We start from the raw sequence: 18448 nt of genomic DNA on the forward strand, positions 1-18448 counted from the left end.
AACTTATTTAAATCCGATTGCCGAGTCAGCACTACCAAGTAACGAGAGTGGCCAAAATAACGAAATTAACATTTTTACGTCGGTACAAGCAAAGTAAAAGCTGAAGCAGCCGGATTTAGACCGTAACTATTGAGGGCGATTTTGCATCCGTAATCGGTGTGGTATTACATAGTGGCTTTGGCGGCTGGCCCGGTTTATCGGTCCATTCCCAGATCACGCACAACGCCAGCCAATAGGCATGGGCGGTTTTCGGTGCCAGGTCGCGGTGGGCTTTCCAGAAGTCAATGACATGACGTTTGCCGATTTCGTGCAGGTTATGCGGCCGTTCCGTCTGTTCGATAAATTCCACGAACTTGATCATGCGACCGACCTGCAAGCGGCGATGGGCTTTGGAACCCTGGCGGACATAGTGGTGGGCCAGAGCCTGGATCTGCTTAACCAATATAGACACGCACCACCTCCAGACGCTCATGCCCCAGTTCCTGTGACAGGATGCTGCGGGCGCTGTGATCCAGTGCCTCAGCGGCTTCCAGGCTTATGTTGAGTTGGATTGCCATGTAGCTGTGCCACGCTGATGTGGTGATTGCTTTTTTGATCGGCGCCGGTACGCCGGTTAATGCCTGGTACCGCTGCTGGGCATAATGGTGGCGTTGGCCGTGAAACTGGAATTGCTGTTGTTGCGCCTGGCGGTAGCAATGGTCGCGAAAATCGACATAGCGCAGATTGACGGGAATCATCGATGCTCCGTCCTGCAGGTCGGCTGCTTGTTCCAATGCCACCAAGGCTTCCGCAGATACTGGCACGTGGCGCCGTTTGCCGCCTTTGGTGCCGCTAAAGACGGTGATGCGGTCTTCCCGTTGTGCTTGGCGAAGTGCTTTTTGTGCATCCAGCAAGGCCGATATTCCTTGAAACGCAAGCCTAATGTCCGTTGCAGATTGAGCAAGACGGTAATGCGTTCGTCGTCGACGCTGATTTGCAACTGTTCGTGCTGCAACTGTGGCATGGCTTTGCTGGTTTCCGGAATGTAGCGCCGCTTGGGTATGCCGCAATCACGCGTTGGACTGACCGTCTGCCATTCACCTTGCGTTGCAGACGTCATGATGCTGTTGACTGCCGAGACATACAGTTGCGCAGTCGAGGCTTTCAATTCGTTGCGTTCCACCCTAGCTTTCAACGCCTGGCCATAAGCCATCACGTGCTCGCGTTTAATGTCTTCCATGCGTTTAATGCCTTAGGTTTGTTCCAGCCATTTGGCAAACACCGACCAGCGCTCGGCGAGTGTGCCGCGCGTGGCGAAGGCCTTGCCCGATTGATGGGCGCAGGCTTTACCGGCTCGGGTCAGATTGCGACTGCCAAGACCGAGATTGCGGCTTCGCTTTCGACTCGCCATCAATGGTTTTGGCGCTTGGTCATCAGGAGGACTGACACACGCGCCTGGGTCAGTCTGGTTTGCTTGGTGTTGGTAAGGTCGATCGATTGACATGGTTAACCTCCAGAAAAATGGGTAGGCAACAGACTCCCTTGTCCAAAGCGGACTGGCACTGATGTCATGGGCAATGCCATGCAGATCAGCCGTCGGCTTTGAACAAGGGAGCCGTGGTGGCCTTGGTAAAACTGTTGTTCTTTCGTCATGAGCGGGGGACCCCGGCTCCAACCCCACTTCGGTATACAAGGCCAAACTCATGACGATGAGTGTTGACGCACGGGTTGCCTACCCGGCGGAGGTGTATACCCAATGTGAGGTGCGCGGCTTATGACTCGCTGCGCGGGCGAGTAATTGGCGTCAGTCGGTGACGAACTCGGGGTGCTGGCCAGACGCATTCAGCGTCCAATTACGACGCTAAACTCGGCCCCTTACACGTTCGAGACAGACTGACCCGGCAAAACCCGCGATTATCATGCAGGTATCCGGTTGATTTACTTAATGGAAATGCTTGAATCCCGTTCTGTTTCTGTTTTTTAGAAACGGCGAAACAGTGGGCTTAGGTATGTACCGGAAGACATTCTTAGAACGTCCAGGTATGTCATTGAAGGGAATCCAGATCTAATCCGCGTGACGATATCGGTTGTTAAGCCGGCAAACGCGACTGCCGGTGGCACAGACCGATCTGAAAACGGGACGACGGGATTCTAAAAGACGTTCAATCGCCTTGCCCTGGTGGGCAGGCAGTCGCCTGACGCCGATCCAGATCGGAACGATTGATATAAAACCATAGCTATAAGTTTGCCACCACTGAACCGGTCAAACGACCTTTCAGTATCCATTTTGCGGAACCGGGGTTCCAGACAAAATTTCTGCGCGCCTGCAAACGCGCAATGGCAACACCACCTTTCGAAACTCTACTCGCGCGGTCTATTGGTTTGCGCCATCAAGGAGCTTTGGAATAATCAGCGATCAGCAGACGATCGTTGATGAATATAAACAAGCTTCGCTATCGACAGCGACCGCGCATTTCATCAAGGCGCATTTTCCCTGCCGACCCAGATAGAGCGTTTTCAAAACTCCATCTGCACCAAAAAAATATATTTAAGCGTGGACGCATTGCCCTAAGGCCCAACGGACACAGTACATCCAGCGGCGTTCCTCTGCCACCCCACTAGGGGCTATATAGCTGGTACTTCTTCGCTTTTTATACTGCCGAAGTGCAGTCTATGAAAATTTCGTCCCGAAAAGTTCTACGTGCGGGGCTATTTTGGGGTTGAAATTAAGCGACTGTCAAATGGTTTTTTCATTTTATTTCAATTGCTTAAGTGATGAATACAGGCTGGACGGCGTTGGATTTTATTGGACAATTCAGATTTAACGACATGAATGACTTTCGCACCAACCGCCATTGAAAATCGGGGTATGAAAAACTGGGGTGACGCCAAAATCGATTTCGATAAGAGAGAGACCTCGATGATCTGGAGGCTTATTTTATTTATAGACATCGTCTGCGAGTAATACCGGTAACACTAGGTAATCCGTCGACATATCCTTTGCAGCCTACACCAGACAGGGTGGTAACACCGGTAATACCAGTAATCTCATTTTCAACAGTTACAGTGCTCGGGTGTTCCCAGAGTCGCAATGCAGGCTGCGTGATGTTTAAACAGGTCCTTTATCGTTCAATAAATGATATATTTATGATCGATAAAATCATTTTGTATTAATCATGATCTGGAATTGGCAACTGGCGGGTTGGCCGCGCTTCACCTACAACGCGACGCAGCTGGACGATTTTGAAAAGCGCTTGTTGCTCGGCGCCGGTGTGTCATTCGGCGCGATCAAGCATTTGTCTGAAGACGACAAGCGGCATTTGACCATCGAGCTAATCAGCAATGAAGCCTTGAAAACGTCAGCCATTGAAGGCGAATATCTCAACCGGGACAGCCTGCAATCTTCGATTTGCCGTCAATTCGGTTTAACCACCGATCATCGAAAAGTCCCGCCAGCCGAGCAAGGCATCGCGGAGGTTATGGTCGATTTGTACCAGCATTTTTCTACCCCACTAAGTCATGAGCAGTTGTATCGCTGGCACACTTGGATTACGGCCGGTCGTAGCGACCTACAGGATGTCGGACGGTATCGAACACACGACGACCCGATGCGAATTGTCTCAGGTCCCATTTATGCGCCCAAGATCCATTTCGAGGCGCCGCCATCCTGCCAAATGACGCCGGAAATGGATCAGTTCATTGATTGGTTTAATAGCACGGCACCTGATGGAAACACGCCCATGCCAGCTTTACAGCGCGCAGGGATCGCGCATCTTTATTTTGTCAGCATCCATCCGTTCGAAGACGGTAACGGTCGCATCGGTCGCGCCATTGCCGAAAAGGCATTGGCCCAATGTCTGGGGCAACCGACATTAATCGCCCTGGCATTTACCATCGAACGCCACCGTAATGCGTACTACACCGCTTTGGAAATGGCTAACAAGCAAATCGACGTGACTGATTGGCTGGTTTATTTCGCCGAATTGGTAATGGCCGCTCAGGAATACACCCATCAATGGATCGATTTCTTAATTCAAAAAACCAAACTCTACGACCACGTGCGTGGGCATCTGAATCCGCGACAGGAAAAAGCGTTGGCGAGAATGTTTCGGGAAGGTCCGGATGGCTTCACCGGCGGACTCAGTGCAGACAAATATCGCAGCATCACGGGGGCACCTTCAGCAACGGCCACGCGTGATCTGCAGGATCTGGTCGCCAAGGGCGTATTGTTTAGAACGGGAGAACGCAAACATACGCGCTACTATTTGAACTTAACCGGAACACTACCTTAAAGCCTGATTACCCTGCTCGCAATACATAGTCCAGTCGGCCATGAGCTGAGATCGCTTTTCCATCAAATCGCCTCGGCGATACGCGGCCTCTGCCTGATTTTTAATCGTGTGGGCTAATGCCATTTCAACTACTTCATTGGGATAATGGGTTGTTTCAGCAGCCCAATCCCTAAAACTAGATCGAAATCCGTGAACCGTCAGTTCCGGTAGGCCCATGCGTTTTAATAGTTGCAGCATGGCCATATTCGACAAACCTCTTTTTAACCCAGGAAACACAAATTCATTCGTTTTGAGTAGACTCATCTCCTGAACGATAGCCATTGCCCGAGGCGACAAGGGCACTCGATGAGGTTTGTTGGCTTTCATCCGTTCGACGGGAATGGTCCACGTCTGACTGATAACATCTATTTCATCCCAAGTTGCGCCAATGGATTCATTGGTTCGGGCAGCGGTAAGGATCGTAAATTCCAGACATCGCGCGGCTATGCCTTGTTGATTTCTTAGTTTTACAATAAATTCCGATATATCCGTGTAAGGCAATGCGGCGTGATGTTCGACATTTTGAACTTTGGATGGTTTAGGTAATATCTTGTCAAGATGATCACGCCATCGAGCTGGATTTTCACCTTCTCGATATTTGCTTACAGTCGCCCAATCCAGCACCGTTTCGATGCGACCTCGCAATCTGCTGGCCGTTTCATTTTTGGACGTCCAGATTCCTTCAAGACATTTAACAACCAGTGCCGTATCGACTTCCGCGACCGGGAGTTTGCCAATGGTTGGATATGCGTACTGTTCTAGGGTATTGGACCATTGCTGAGCATGCTTAGGATTTTTCCAGCCATGGCGATTAATTTCAATGTAAGCGGAGGCACATTCTGCAAATGTCATTGACTTGGCGACGGACAAATGAAGCTCGCGTTCAATTTTCCGTTTTTCGACCAGAGGATTCAGACCTTGCTTGAGCAGCTTTCGGTACTCAGATGCTTGCTCCCTGGCTGCTTCCAGCGAAATATCGCCAAAACTACCCAGACCAATCTCGGTAGCCTTTTTATTCCTGACAAATTTGAAAATCCAGCTTTTTGAAAGTGTCGGACTAACCTGTAGGTAAAGACCACCACCATCACTGTGATAACCGGGAGTTTTGATTGTCACAACCTTGCGTGCGTTCAGCTTATTCAAAATCCGACTCATAAATCCTACCCTACTTCCTACCCTACTTTCGGCATCGGATTGGAGTATATTTTATCAAACCAAGCTGGACAATAAATTTGTAACTTATCGTTTTTTAACAAGAATTTAGGACGATAAAAACAATATCGGACTTTTGTTAGGCGGACTAGCTCTCCGCCATCATTCAATGACTTAGGTCAGACTAAACCGGCTTAACCGCCGGTTTTTTTATGCCTAAATAAAGTCGCGCGGCAGCCGTCCAAAACACTAATGCGGGGCGATTGCAAGGCCTTCATGAGTGTTACTGTTAGCCCTCTTTGGCTATTCCTATCTAGTTCTAACACCGTCATTCCGGCGGGGCTTGCCGAAAGCCGAGCTGCAAAGTGCTTGAAGTAGCCGTCCATGGCATTAGACGACGGCACTGGCGTGCGATGAGGATATTTAACCCCTCGTACCTCTCGTCAGGCCAATGTCGGATTTAAGACAAATTGACGGAATTAATACCAAATCTGCTCCCGGCCGGCTTTCAAAAACAGGCTGCGTGTCGAGCTTAGCCATCATTAATGTTAAGTTACGATAAAGCCTTGTGTAATCAAACCGTTATAAAGCCGTAACATGCTTGCATTATTCTGATCGGCATAAAGTAAACCCTAGACACTACCGATTCTTCGAAAAATGCCGACATCGAACCAAAACGCTTCGCTCGACGATAGAAAAAATATCGTATCGATTCGCTTGAGCAACGAAGACCGAATTGCCGTACGTTCCACAGCGGCTCGCTTAATGGTGCGCGAATCCAAATTGTATCGCTTTGCGGTACACCACTTGCTGGAACGCCTACACCCGTTGCACGACTCCAACTTTAGCGGCAGCGATTTGCTGATGCTGTTTTTGGAATTTAAAGACGAATTGGCGGAACACCTGGAATTAAAAAAACACCAACTGTTCAAAATCTTTAACGGCCGCATTACGGAACCGCATAAATTCGTTGCCATGGCCGATATAGAACTATTGCTGATACCCGATCACGCAGTGCGCCAACGTCTGGCATCGATGCCCGATGCACAAGCATTCAAGCATACGGATACCGGCATTTGGCTAAGAGATTATTTCTGTGCTAAATATCCGAACCAGGCTTGGCGGGAGATTTCGATGCAAGCTGAACCTAACGAATAAAGGGTTGCCGGATCCGGCACATTGACGGCTAGCAAGTTTGAGCGGCGGGAAAAGCCAAGTTTGGCGCAACGGAGAGCGCGCTGTTGACTGGTTCGGCAAGCGCAGCCTGACGCCTGCCTTCAAGAAAAGTTGACTATCATCTCTTGCTGGATTTTCCGCACGATATGGTTCAACTTTTCGGATTTAACGTTTAAGTGTTTAAGCGGATCATTTTGAATCAAAACGAAATTCCTGATCGTTTCGTCATTCCATGCTCTATGGTTGTCGTGGACCACCCGCAATACGAAATTCAATTTGTTAGCGGCATAAATCACGTCGTCTTCGTCATCTTCTCCCTGAAAATTCATTAAGCTCTTGATGGCGGTTCTCACTTGCCAAAACGCATTATCGCTATCGGTTTCTTGATTCGCTTGCATCATGTTGTCTCCAATTTACTCAAAAACGGTATCAATTCGGTCGGGAGGCAATATCGACCCCAGCGCTTAACCCATCCTTAAAAAATTTCCAAACACCGGCGATCTCATTTTATGTTAAGCATATGCCGTGCCATTAAGTTACCGGCCTCGACCAAGGGATGAATGACGAAGCGCGCGCCTAGCTCGACTAGCTCCGCGTATTCGTCGTTGTCGTAGCACAAGGTGCCGATACTGCCTTTGAAGCCCCGGTTTTTTAGCTGGGTAATCGCGGAGCGGCGCGCTCCGAAATCCGGCATGGTTAACATCACGCCGCTAATCTTTTCCAGCTGCAAACCGTTCCAAAGTTCGGAATCTTCGGAATCGCCGTAAATCACCCTGCGATTTTGCGCGAGCTGCATTTCCACGACGATGGGATCCGCATCCAAGCCCAATACCAATTTGTCCTGCTGGTGCAAAGCCGCATAGGCGGACGTTCCGGTCCGCCCCATGCCGACGACCAACCATTCCGCCGCACCGAAAGAATTGGGAATACGGTCTATATGGACCAAGCGCTTTTTGTCCTCCAAACGCGTCAAAAAAGGTTCCAATACCGCGAATATCACGTGGGAATAACGATTGACCGGCGCCGCGATGGCCAACGAACCGGCAACCGCCAAACTGATGATGGAACGCCATTCCGGTGTCAATAAACCCGATTTGACGATGGCATCGGTAGTGATTAAGGCGAATTCGCTGTAGGTAGTCAATGCAACGGACGACACGAACGCGGTGCGGGCCCTCAAGCCCGCCAAGATAAACAAGCCGAAAAACAGCATGCCCTGCAACGGCAGCGTAGCAAGCAGGGCCAGCGCGGCGACGGCTTGCTCTTTATTCGGCAAACCGGTCAAACCGATTTGCAAAAAGAAAGCGATCAAAAATAGCTCTTTCACCCCCCATAATTTATGGGCAATCTGCTCGGATTTTTCATGACCTCCCAACATCATGCCACTCAACAACGCGCCGATATCCGCAGAAACATCGAGGTGTTCGGCGAGCACGCCGCCCGCCAAGGCCATGGTCACGCCCAACAGCATTTGCAACTCCGCGTTGCGGCTGACTTGCAGCAGCAGTCGACCCAGGGGCCGCAGCAGCGGAATCAGCGCCAGCGCCAGCGCCCACAGCGTCGGTTGGCGTCCATCGGTGAAAGCCAACAACCCAATTGCAATCAAATCCTGCAAAATCAGAATGCTGATCACGTCGCGGCCGTGAAACGACGACAGTTCGCCATTGTCGTCCAACACTTTAATGGCTAAAACGGTGCTGGAGAACGCCAAACTGACCCCTAACAGCAATCCACCGCTCATTTGCTCGTCCAGCCAGAAAAATACCAGCGAAGAAATACCGGTAACCAGCAACAAATGCCCGCCGCCCACGCTGAGCACTTCGCTCCGAATCAAGGTCGCCGGCTTTATTTTCAAGCCGACGCTGAACAACAATAACTGGATGCCGATGTCGGCGATATGCGCCAACGCGCTGAATTGACCCCATCCGAAACTGTGTAACAAATATCCGGCAAGCAAATAGCCAACCAACGGCGGCAGCAATATCCTGCTGACCACCAAGCCCATCAAATAAGCCGAGCCTATCCACACAAGTTCGATCATATATTCAGTTTATCCTTTCAACCCTGCAGTAAATCGGACAAAACCACGCGCATAGGTTAAGACCGGTATGTTAGCGATCGATGAATCGACACTATAAATCGCTGCCGACTGCGCCGCATCCGTCCGGAAGGACCGCAGTAAATCCTCGATGATATTGTCATTCCAGCAAGCGGCCTCGCGTATTTTAAACAGCTGTAATCGTAAAAAAGTTAAATCATCCCATACAAAGCCGGGGATGATTTAAGCTGATGTCGATAAAACCAAAGATGCCGGACGAAGGTCCGCGACGAGTAGCGGCTGGCGCACCCGCGAAATCCTACGCTTTAAGGTGCGTTGATTGGCCTAGCACAAATGACCCGACGCGCAATGCCTTAGCTTGAAAATCCCGCGCCCGTTTTTATTCTGAATCCGGGGCTTCGCCGCCGGCTTGCCGGCAGCGGAATCGGCATGCGCAATCCTGTTTGGCGATGCAAGAGGTTTGCTGCACCGGCCTGTCCAATAGGGTGGCAAGCAAAGCTCGGTCGAACTGACAAAGTGCGGGATACTTTTTCGCCACATCGTGATAAACGCAATTTACCGCTTTGATGCCCAAGGTCTCCGGCTCAGCCGCGCTATCGATTTCGGCGTGATAGCCGAGTTTTTGCATAAGCCCGATTAAGGAAACCAATCTTTCTTGCGGGGTTTTGCCGGTAAATTGCGGCAGCAAGGTAGCGGCTAATTTGCTACCCAAGTGCCACATCATGTCCTCCAACGCGGCCGGCTCCATCCGTTCGGCCAACTCTTCCAGCAGCAGGTTGCAAAACCAGGCGTATTGCTTGGGAAAGTGATTGATCCCCTGCTCCGTCAATACGTAACTGCGGGCCGGCCGGCCGCCGGTGTTGGTTAAAGCCGCTTCCTTGATCAGTTGCTGTTTTTCCAGACCATCCAAATGCTGTTTCACGGCGTTTCTGGAAATACCCAATTTTTCGGCCATTTCGTCGATGGACAGGCCTGCGCCGGCATTCAGCAACAGAGTAAGAATTTGTTCTTGGCGCGAGGCCGGCGCTGTTTGCATCGTTATAAGAAATTGAATATGAAGGTTGATCGGCTACAGGCTGCGGAGTTTAGCACACCCTTTCGGCAAGGCACGGCAGGCAAAAACGCACTTTTAACATATTTATATTGTAAAAGTTTATTTTCGAGACTATCCTATTCCCGTCCGATGTCACCATAACCTACAACCTCTGCGGAGATTCCAACCATGACAGACAGCAAACCCTCTCTCTATCAACAACTTGGCGGCGAAGCCGCGGTCAGCGCAGCGGTCGATATCTTCTACCGCAAAGTGCTCGGCGATTACCGAATCAACCGTTTTTTCGATCACACCGACATCGAAAAACAAGCGGCCAAGCAGAAAGCGTTTTTGACCATGGCTTTCGGCGGCCCGGCCAATTACAGCGGCAGCGATATGCGCCAAGCGCATGCGCATCTGGTACAAAAATTCGGTCTGGACGACAGCCATTTCGACGCGGTCATGGAGCATTTAGCCGCCACTTTGCAAGAATTGAAGGTACCGTCGGAATTGATCGTCGAAGCGGCGGCCATTGCCGAAAGCACCCGGAACGATGTGTTAGGACGCTGAGGTCCGCAATGCCAGCTTACAGCATTACTTTGGGGAATCGGGTTTTCGCCGGCGCCGCCGGCGAGTCGGTGCTGGAAACCCTGCTGCGGGCCAAGGTGGAGGTAGCGCACGGCTGTCGGCAAGGCGTCTGTCAAAGCTGCATGATGCGCAGCCTGGACGGCCCGCCGCCGGTCGAAGCCCAAACCGGGCTGAAAGACGTTCTACGGCAGAACGGGCATTTTCTGTCCTGCATGTGTTACCCGCAAACCAACATGCAGGTCAGTCTCGGCAACGGCACGGATGTTTACCAGCGAGCAACCGTGTTGGACAAACAGAACTTGAATACGGAAATCCTGCTGCTGACGCTAGGTTACGAAACACCGTTCGAATACCGCGCCGGACAATTCGTCAAGCTGCGGCGGCAGGACGGATTGACCCGCAGCTATTCGATAGCCAATCAACGCGACCATTCGAATAGCGTGAATTTTCATATCCGCCGCCTTGCCGGCGGCCGCTTTAGCGAATGGCTGCATAGGGAAGTCGCTATCGGCGATTCCATGGACATCTCCGCCGCGCAAGGTTCATGTTATTACCTGCCGGGTAACACCGCGCAAAATTTGTTGCTGATCGGTACCGGCAGCGGTTTGGCGCCACTGTACGGCATCCTGAGGGAAGCCTTGCAGCAAGGTCACCGCGGCCGGATCAGACTTTATCACGGCAGCAGCGAAATCAGCGGTTTGTATTGGATAGACGAAATGCGACGCTTGGCCCGCGAGCATGCGAACCTCAGTTATACCCCGTGCGTATCGCGCGGCGATGTAAAACCGGGTTTTGCCAAGGGACGGGCCAACGACGTCGCGATGGCCGAGCTGCCCAACCTTAACGCTTGGCGCGTCTATCTTTGCGGTCACCCCGATATGGTCATGCACAGCAAGCGCCAAGCGTATTTGCAAGGCGCCGGCTTGCAAGATATTTACAGCGACGCTTTTCATCTCAGTTCCTGAAACCGCACGCCTAAGTTGCCGTCGTCCCGGCTGCGAGGGGCAACGCCCGCATAGTCGAACGGTTGCCGGTGCTTTATGCAGGTCGATTGACGGACGGCGAATCCGCATGCACATTGAACGCCCCTTGCGCCAACGGCGCAGATGAAGCGCGTCTACACCCGAAATGCCGCACCCCCTCTGCGTCATCCGCAGGCGGCTTGCCGCGATAGCCGGCCGGCAAGCCGCACTGCGCAACGCCCAAGCAGTCGTTGCTCGGACGCATTCGCGGTTTACAAGATTTTCAAATATTCCAGCAACGCGGCTTTTTCCTGATCGTTAAGTTTGGTGCCGAACTCGTGGCCGCAGCGGCTGTTGCCGGATAGGCGGTCGTTGCAATCCGTGGTTTTATAGGTGTAATCGAATTGGCTTTGTTCGGCGGCCAAACCTACTTTGCTGATGTCGTAGGCCGGGCCGACCTTGAACTGGGCCGGGCGTTCGGCGACCGGTTTCAGCAAGTCCTGCAAGGTCGGCACGGAACCGTTGTGCAAATACGGCGCGGCAGCCCAAATGCCTTGCATCACCCGCGATTCGTAAGCTAATTTCGGCACTGGCGCGGTAAAGTCGTCCTTGCAGATCGGATCGGTTTGCCAATCTTCCGCCGGCGACGGCATCACCCAGGCGTTGCTCAACTGATGAAACGCCCCTTTCAAATCGATCACGTCCGGGCTAAGCAACTGGTTTTGCAGTTTTCGTAAACTTTCGACGGCTTTGGGATCCGGCGCTATGCCCAGTTTACCGTGCAACTTTTCCGCCTTGCGCTTGATGTCGTCTTCCAGTTTAACCACCAACCGCTTCTCGTACTGCAACACCGACGACATCACCGCCACGCCCAGTACGTTGAATGCGGCGTCTTGAGCTTTGATCGGTTTTTCGAAGAAGGGAATGAAAGCGCCTTCCATCACCCCGGAATCGACCGTCCAAGTCAACAGATTGAATTGACGCATGTCGCTGCCGACGTTACACAAAGGCGTCGCCCAGGTTTTCTTCCATGACCGGATCGCCCCCTTGCGAATGCCGTGACAACCGGCGCAGCCGCCCTGCTCGGTTTTGCTCGGACTTTCATAAATCGCCTTGCCTTGCGCCGCCAAGGCCTTGTCGACCGACCACGGCCATTTGGGCGGGCCGATTTTTTTCACCATGTTTTCCAAGCTTTTCAAACCGTCGAAATTGCCGGAATTAACCTTCAGGTAGTCGTAGCCGAGTATTCTCCAGTCGTCTTTTTGCGGATGAAACTCGGCGAACACGCCCACCACTTCGCCGAAATTGCGCGCCAAGCCCAATATATCGTTACCGTTGTCCGCCAAGCCCGGCCACTGGGTTTTATCCTGGATAGGCGCGTTCCAGATGAAGGGATAACGCACCGGCGCGTCGGCCAAATGGATGTTGCCCTCTATGACGTACTGATGTTCCGGCGAACCGATGTCCAGGCCGGTCAGGCGATTGAAAATCATGCCTACCGCGTCCAAGCGGGCCGGCCCCCAGGGCGCGTCTTTCGGCAAGGCCTTATCCATCAAGGTGCGATACGGCACGAACCAATCCTGCAAGGCCTGTTTCAGTTCGGCTTGCTTTTCAGCGTCGGCACCGCTGCCCAGCACGTTTTGCGCGAAATCGGCAAAGGCGGCCGGGTCGTTGAGTGTCCTGTCCACCACGTTGCGTAACTCGGCGGCAAAGCCCTGAAAATCGGCAATCGCAGGACCGCCGTCAATCCGGTACGGCACGCCGCCGACTTCGATTTGCCGGGTATGGCAAGCCGCGCACGTCATGCCGACCGCCTCTTTGTTGGTACTAAAACCCAGCGGCAGACCCGGCATCGGACTGGCCGGGTTGGGCAAATAGCCGAAACGCCGCATGTTATCGGCGGTAAAAGCTTCGCCGCTGGCTTGCTTCAAGGCTTGAAACCATTTCAAAGGCATGATGCGCGAACCTTGGTCGCGGCTGTAAAAATCCTCTCTGACGGGCTTGGTCCACGCCTTGCCCTGCTCGACGTAAACCGTGTTTTCAGCTGCCGACGACGGCAAAGCCGCAGCAAAAAAACCGATGGACAACGCAATCGCGAAAAACGTTTGCCTACTGCAGCTGAGTGCTTTGTTGTTATTTCTATGCATAGCTATCACCGATGGATTAAGCGGCCATCGTCCCCGCGAGGCTAAGCCATGCCTGGCTTACGTCCACTCTCCGTACTTTTTGCCGACTTTAACCCCGGGCGCGGCGGCACATGGAAGAATGTTGCCCCGCCGCAAGTGCGAAACCGGTCTGAGCGCCGGTTTTTAGTGCGCTCGACTCCGCGTTCCGCCAACCCCAAAAGACGAAACGGCCCCACCAAAAGCAAGGGAAGTCGAGTAAAAGGGTGAAGGCGATACGCCGTCGGCTGACCGGCTTCCAGCGGCTTAGCCACCACCGCCGGTCTGACCTTGATTCGCTGCATCCAGTCCACCCTTACTTTGCAATCGCTACCTGCGGTATAGCAACACCCCAAGCATAGTCGGAAATTTTGAACCAGTTCGCTTTTCAATCGCCTCGATTCGAACATCTAACACTCATGTTTATACTGCCGGCATTGACACTATCGCTTTCGACAATTTTTATTGCATCCCGCATCGCCGGCCTTTAGCATGAACGCCCGGCCCGGCTCGCCAGATCCGAACCGGCGCACATTTTTCGCTTCTTACACAGTTGACATGAGCAATACGCATCTTTTCGGTTTGCACGCGGTGCAGGCGGCCCTGGAATACTCGCCGCAAAAAATTCGCCGGGTCTGGGTGGACGGCCAGCGTCACGACAACCGGTTGCAAACCGTGCTGGAGGAACTGCAAAAGCTCGGCGTGCAACCGGAAAAAACCGAACGCAAAAAGCTGGACCGGATGGCGGACGGCAAGAATCACCAGGGTATCGTGGTGGCAGTCGATTTGCCCGGCATGCTTAGCGAAGAGCAATTGAAAACCGACGTCGAGCGGCTACAAGCAACCGCCTTTTATCTGGTATTGGATCAGGTGCAAGACCCGCACAATCTGGGCGCCTGTCTGCGCACCGCGGACGCGGTCGGCGCGCACGGCATCATCGTCACCAAAGACAACGCGGCCGGCATTACCCCTACCGTGTGCAAAGTCGCCAGCGGCGCGGCCGAAACGGTGCCGGTTTACCAGGTCGTCAATTTAGCCCGTACCTTACGCTGGCTGAAACAGCAAAATATCTGGATTTTAGGTACGGCCGGAGATGCTGAGCAAACTTTGTACGAGCTGGACTTGAACCTGCCGCTGGCCCTGGTGATGGGGGCGGAAGGCAGCGGCATGCGGCATTTGACCCGCCAGCACTGCGATTTTTTAGTGAAAATTCCGATGCTGGGCCAAGTGGAAAGCTTGAACGTCTCGGTCGCTGCCGGCGTACTGATGTACGAGGCATTCCGGCAAAAACGGGGCGGCCGGTGAATACAGCGCAAGCCGCTCTGGCCGCCGGCTTGCTGGTCTTGACCCACTCACCGCCCAGTGCGGCGGACGCCGGTCCGCAAGCCGTCGCGTTAAACTGCCTGACCTGCCACAGCCATGCCGAATCCACCGGCATCCCGAAGCTGACAGGTTTGTCGGCCGCACAAATGACTCTGATACTGTTGGATTTCAAATACGACCGTAAGCCGGCCACCTTAATGCCGCGTATCGCCAAGGGTTATAGCGACGCCGAGCTGGCCGGGGTGGCCGCTTATTTGACGGCCCTGAAGCCATGATCGACGATGCCAGGCGCCGGTTTTTACGCACGCTAGCCGCGGCCGGCCTGGCGCCGTTGAGCGCCTGCCGGTTGTCGCGACACGCCGCCGGCAAGGCCCGCGTGGTGGTGGTCGGCGGTGGCTTCGGCGGCGCGACTTTCGCCAAAACCCTGCGCTTTTTGGACCCGGACCTGCGCATCGCCTTGATAGAGCCGAAAAACGCTTACATGACTTGCCCCGGCAGCAATTGGCTGTTTGCCGGACAATCCACGCCGACGGCATTGCAAGTGGATTACCAGGCCTTAAGCCAACGCTATAACATTGATGTGGTGCAGGACCGGGCGAAATACATCGACAGCTCTCGCCGGCGCCTGCACTTGGCCGGCGGAACCGATTTGGCATACGACCGCTTGCTACTAGCGCCCGGCATCGCATTCGACTGGGAAGCAATAGCTGGTTACGACGTCAATGCCGCTGCACGTTTTCCGCATGCCTGGCAAGCCGGCCCGCAAACTCAATTGCTGCTGCGGCAGATGCAGGCCATGCCGGACGGCGGGGTGCTGTTGATCGCCGCACCGCCAGATCCTTACCGCTGCCCGCCCGGTCCTTACGAACGGGCCAGCATGATGGCCCATTGGTTAAAGCGGCATAAACCGCGCAGTAAAATTTTGATTCTGGACCCTAAACGCAGCTTCTCCAAGCAAGCTTTATTCGAAGCCGGCTGGCGCCGCCACTACGGTTACGGCACCGCCCATAGCCTGATCGAATGGCACAGTTTGGCCGACAATCCTATCGTGCGCTTGGATGCCGCCGGCAAAACCGTCGTGACCGAATTCGGCGACCGTTTTTCCGGTCATGTGTTGAACATCATCCCGCCGCAAACCGCAGGCCGCTTGGCCGTGGAATCCGGCTTGACCGACGCGTCCGGCTGGTGTCCGGTACTACCCGCTACGTCGCAGTCGCCGCTGGACCCTTTTATCCACGTCATCGGCGATGCCGCCCAGCTCGCGCCCATCCCCAAATCGGCGTTTGCCGCCAATTCGGCCGCCAAAACCTGCGCCCTGGCGGTGACCGCATTGCTTAACGACCGAGAACCCGGCGAAGCCGGCTGGCTGAACATCTGTTACAGCTTGGTCGCGCCGGATCACGGTATTTCGATAGCGGGCGTGTATCGACTGGATTCCAGCGGACGGATAGCCGCAGTACCCGGTGCCGGCGGCGTCAGCGATTCCCATCTGCCGGACGCCGCCGAGCGGGAAGCCCTGTATGCAAAAAACGCCTATCGGAGCTTGATCGCCGACAGCTTCGGCTGATCGAGCAATCCTGTTGCTTCAACGCTTGCGGGCCAACGCTACCAGTTCGAATTCGCGGCCCAACCATTTTTCCGGCCAGGAGAACAGCGTGACGATACAGCGGCCGATCAAACCGGCGCGGCCTTTGTCGGCAGGGAGCGGACGGCCTTGCAAGGAAACCAGCTCGAATCCGCTATCGCTCAGCGCTCGCCGCAAGGTGTTTTCGTTGAAGTAATACAAATGGAATTGGTGAAACAGTTTTTTCAGCGGCCCGTCCACGCGTCCGCCGCTGATATCGTAAATCAGCCTGGCTACGCTGCGGATCAAGCTGCGTTCGTTGGGGGTATCCACTAACAACCAACCGCCAGTTTTCAAAATGCGGTTGACTTCTTTAAGTTGTTCGACCGGCTTTTCGAAATGTTCGACCACGTCCCACAGCGTCACTACGTCGAAAGTCTCATCGGCGAATGCAATGTCGGTCAAAAGACCGCTGTGCGCCTCGACGCCCAAGCGCTCCCGGCAATACTCGGCGGCGTAGTGCGAAATATCGACACCGGTCACCGTCCAGCCGGCTTGTTTGGCCAATCCCAAAAAACCGCCCAGCGCGCAGCCCACGTCCAGCAAACGCCCTTTTTCCGGCCGGAACCGTTCCAACAAAGCCAAACCGTTTTTGAAGTTGGTAAAATCGACGGCCTCGCCGCTAACTACTCGATCGGGATCGACGTCGACCTGAAAGTAGTCCGAACGCTCCTTGTAGTAGTTATCGCTGTACATGTCGCTCAACTTGTCGGCGTTCAACGCCATGCTTAAAAACACCAAACCGCACTCTTGGCAGCGCACGATGGCAAAATCGTCCAGCTCGTACAACACGGTAATGCGCTCGGATTGACATAGATTACATTGACATGCCTGGGCGGCCACATCGTGGCTAGTGGTAACGGTATTCATAGAGGTTGCAAGGTTAAGTGAATCGGAATAGGTTAATGGGAACTGCCGGACAAAACCGCACGGTATAGAGTCAAAGTCTCGGCCGCCATTTTGCGCCAGGAAAACTGTCCGGCCCTGGCCAGGCCTTTTGCGCGCAATTCGGCGGCCAAGGCCGGATCCCGGCAAAGATTGAGCATGGCGTTGCCGATGGCCTCCGGACTGTGCGGGTCGACCAACAATGCCGCATCGCCGGCCACCTCCGGTAGTGCGGTGCGGTCGGAGGTAATCACCGGCGTACCACAGGCCATGGCTTCCAGCACCGGAATGCCGAAACCCTCGTGCAGGGACGGAAAGGCGAACGCCAATGCCCGACGGAACAAGCCGGGCAACTCTTCGTTAGGCACGTAGCCCAGAAACGATACCTTATCGACTATGCCCTGCTTTTCCAACAGCTCCGACAAATTCCATAGGCTTTTATTCGGCTTGCCGGCTACCGCCAGACGCGGGCAGTCCGGCATCTGCCGCACCGCATAAGCGTAACCGGACAACAAACCGAAGATGTTCTTGTGATTGGTCAAGGCACCGACGTAAAGGAAGTAACGGTCCAAGCCGTATTTGCCGGTAATGCCGGCATCGTCGTCGCCGTTTAGATTAAACTCCGAACCGACTCCATTATGGACAGCGCTAATTTTATTTTTAAACTTAGAATAAAACGCCGAGTGGCCGATTATTTTATTGCGCACGAAATTAGACACGGTAATTACCCGCTTGGCCTTAACCAAGCCGTAGGCCATCATCAGCTGATAATATAAATAGGTGGAAAACGAGCGAAAATATTCTTTCGATTTTGCCGGTGGCAGGAAATAAGCGTCGTGAACGGTTAATATCAGCGGTGCATCCAGCCACAGCGGGGCGCCGTATTCGAAGGTGGCATGATAGAGATCGACTTTATCGGCTTTTACCGCTTGGATCAGGTTCCATTGCTCCCGGCCGCGAAAGGCCGCGCCGGCTATGAAGCGCCATTCGATGTTTTGCCTTCTCGGTGCGTGTTGTGTATAGTAATCGCTGTGCTCGGCATTAAAGTATAATATATACCGGTAATCGGGAGCCAACTCCGCCAAATTTTCGACTAATTCGAATAAATATCGGCCTATTCCTTCCTTATAACCCAATCTTCCGTCGATTCCGATTTTCATCGTCGAATATCTCT

Annotated in this window: 19 protein-coding genes; 7 read left to right on the top strand and 12 right to left on the bottom strand. The window is 53.5% G+C overall.

Annotation, left to right across the window (positions count from 1 at the left end; genetic code table 11):
• Positions 1–115 precede the first annotated feature (115 nt).
• Genes F1E05_RS14865 through F1E05_RS14880 form a run of 4 tightly spaced genes read right to left on the bottom strand, consistent with a single transcriptional unit; the run spans position 116 to position 1483 of the window.
• A complete protein-coding gene (locus F1E05_RS14865; protein ID WP_150049783.1) occupies positions 116–451 on the bottom strand; it encodes a hypothetical protein in 336 nt (111 codons plus the stop codon).
• Positions 435–737: a hypothetical protein gene (locus F1E05_RS20650; RefSeq protein ID WP_190303338.1), complete on the bottom strand. Its 303-nt coding sequence runs from the start codon at positions 735–737 to the stop codon at positions 435–437. The genes F1E05_RS14865 and F1E05_RS20650 overlap by 17 nt, the downstream gene beginning before the upstream one ends.
• Positions 734–1219: an integrase domain-containing protein gene (locus F1E05_RS20790; protein ID WP_150049785.1), complete on the bottom strand. Its 486-nt coding sequence runs from the start codon at positions 1217–1219 to the stop codon at positions 734–736. Before F1E05_RS20790 ends, F1E05_RS20650 begins: the two co-directional genes overlap by 4 nt.
• A gap of 12 nt (positions 1220–1231) precedes the next feature.
• Positions 1232–1483 (bottom strand): hypothetical protein, encoded by a 252-nt coding sequence (locus F1E05_RS14880; RefSeq protein WP_150049786.1) that lies wholly within the window; start codon positions 1481–1483, stop codon positions 1232–1234.
• 1672 nt (positions 1484–3155) lie between these two features.
• On the opposite strand from F1E05_RS14880, the gene F1E05_RS14885 reads away from it, so the two are divergent.
• Positions 3156–4271, top strand: coding sequence for a Fic family protein (locus F1E05_RS14885; RefSeq protein WP_150049788.1), 1116 nt, complete (start codon positions 3156–3158; stop codon positions 4269–4271).
• Here F1E05_RS14885 and F1E05_RS14890 read toward each other — a convergent pair.
• Positions 4263–5465 carry a tyrosine-type recombinase/integrase gene (locus F1E05_RS14890; RefSeq protein WP_150049790.1) on the bottom strand — a complete coding sequence of 401 codons (1203 nt, stop codon included), beginning with the start codon at positions 5463–5465 and terminating at the stop codon, positions 4263–4265. The two genes, F1E05_RS14885 and F1E05_RS14890, sit on opposite strands and share 9 nt — an antisense overlap.
• Positions 5466–6119: 654 nt before the next feature.
• Here F1E05_RS14890 and F1E05_RS14895 point away from each other — a divergent pair.
• Complete coding sequence (locus F1E05_RS14895) at positions 6120–6620, top strand: hypothetical protein (RefSeq protein WP_150049792.1); 501 nt, start codon at positions 6120–6122, stop codon at positions 6618–6620.
• Between the two features lie 119 nt (positions 6621–6739).
• On the opposite strand, the gene F1E05_RS14900 is transcribed toward F1E05_RS14895, so the two are convergent.
• The 3 genes from F1E05_RS14900 to F1E05_RS14910 form a co-directional block, all read right to left on the bottom strand.
• Positions 6740–7039 (bottom strand): hypothetical protein, encoded by a 300-nt coding sequence (locus F1E05_RS14900; RefSeq protein WP_190303162.1) that lies wholly within the window; start codon positions 7037–7039, stop codon positions 6740–6742.
• 101 nt (positions 7040–7140) lie between these two features.
• On the bottom strand, positions 7141–8679 hold the full coding sequence (locus F1E05_RS14905; RefSeq protein WP_150049796.1) for a cation:proton antiporter domain-containing protein: 1539 nt from the start codon (positions 8677–8679) through the stop codon (positions 7141–7143).
• A gap of 397 nt (positions 8680–9076) precedes the next feature.
• Positions 9077–9733, bottom strand: coding sequence for a helix-turn-helix transcriptional regulator (locus tag F1E05_RS14910; RefSeq protein ID WP_150049798.1), 657 nt, complete (start codon positions 9731–9733; stop codon positions 9077–9079).
• Between the two features lie 186 nt (positions 9734–9919).
• On the opposite strand from F1E05_RS14910, the gene F1E05_RS14915 reads away from it, so the two are divergent.
• Complete coding sequence (locus tag F1E05_RS14915) at positions 9920–10300, top strand: group I truncated hemoglobin (RefSeq protein WP_150049800.1); 381 nt, start codon at positions 9920–9922, stop codon at positions 10298–10300.
• 8 nt (positions 10301–10308) lie between these two features.
• Complete coding sequence (locus F1E05_RS14920) at positions 10309–11283, top strand: FAD-binding oxidoreductase (protein WP_150049802.1); 975 nt, start codon at positions 10309–10311, stop codon at positions 11281–11283.
• A gap of 73 nt (positions 11284–11356) precedes the next feature.
• Here F1E05_RS14920 and F1E05_RS14925 read toward each other — a convergent pair whose 3' ends face one another.
• Together F1E05_RS14925 and F1E05_RS14930 are read right to left on the bottom strand one after the other, a co-directional pair.
• Complete coding sequence (locus tag F1E05_RS14925; RefSeq protein ID WP_150049804.1) at positions 11357–11545, bottom strand: hypothetical protein; 189 nt, start codon at positions 11543–11545, stop codon at positions 11357–11359.
• Between the two features lie 7 nt (positions 11546–11552).
• Positions 11553–13427 (bottom strand): di-heme-cytochrome C peroxidase, encoded by a 1875-nt coding sequence (locus F1E05_RS14930; protein WP_197737382.1) that lies wholly within the window; start codon positions 13425–13427, stop codon positions 11553–11555.
• 573 nt (positions 13428–14000) lie between these two features.
• On the opposite strand from F1E05_RS14930, the gene rlmB reads away from it, so the two are divergent.
• From rlmB to F1E05_RS14945, 3 genes are read left to right on the top strand one after another with little or no spacing between them, the layout of a single operon-like run.
• Positions 14001–14747, top strand: a complete 747-nt coding sequence (rlmB, locus tag F1E05_RS14935) for a 23S rRNA (guanosine(2251)-2'-O)-methyltransferase RlmB (RefSeq protein ID WP_150049806.1) — start codon at positions 14001–14003, stop codon at positions 14745–14747.
• On the top strand, positions 14744–15040 hold the full coding sequence (locus F1E05_RS14940; RefSeq protein ID WP_150049808.1) for a c-type cytochrome: 297 nt from the start codon (positions 14744–14746) through the stop codon (positions 15038–15040). Before rlmB ends, F1E05_RS14940 begins: the two co-directional genes overlap by 4 nt.
• Positions 15037–16332, top strand: a complete 1296-nt coding sequence (locus tag F1E05_RS14945) for an NAD(P)/FAD-dependent oxidoreductase (protein ID WP_150049810.1) — start codon at positions 15037–15039, stop codon at positions 16330–16332. Before F1E05_RS14940 ends, F1E05_RS14945 begins: the two co-directional genes overlap by 4 nt.
• 18 nt (positions 16333–16350) lie before the next feature.
• Here the strand turns inward: F1E05_RS14945 and F1E05_RS14950 are convergent, their stop codons facing one another.
• Complete coding sequence (locus F1E05_RS14950) at positions 16351–17259, bottom strand: class I SAM-dependent methyltransferase (protein ID WP_150049812.1); 909 nt, start codon at positions 17257–17259, stop codon at positions 16351–16353.
• Between the two features lie 32 nt (positions 17260–17291).
• Positions 17292–18434, bottom strand: a complete 1143-nt coding sequence (locus F1E05_RS14955) for a glycosyltransferase family 4 protein (protein ID WP_150049814.1) — start codon at positions 18432–18434, stop codon at positions 17292–17294.
• Positions 18435–18448: the final 14 nt, after the last annotated feature.

Source organism: Methylomonas rhizoryzae, from assembly GCF_008632455.1.
GTDB lineage: Bacteria > Pseudomonadota > Gammaproteobacteria > Methylococcales > Methylomonadaceae > Methylomonas > Methylomonas rhizoryzae.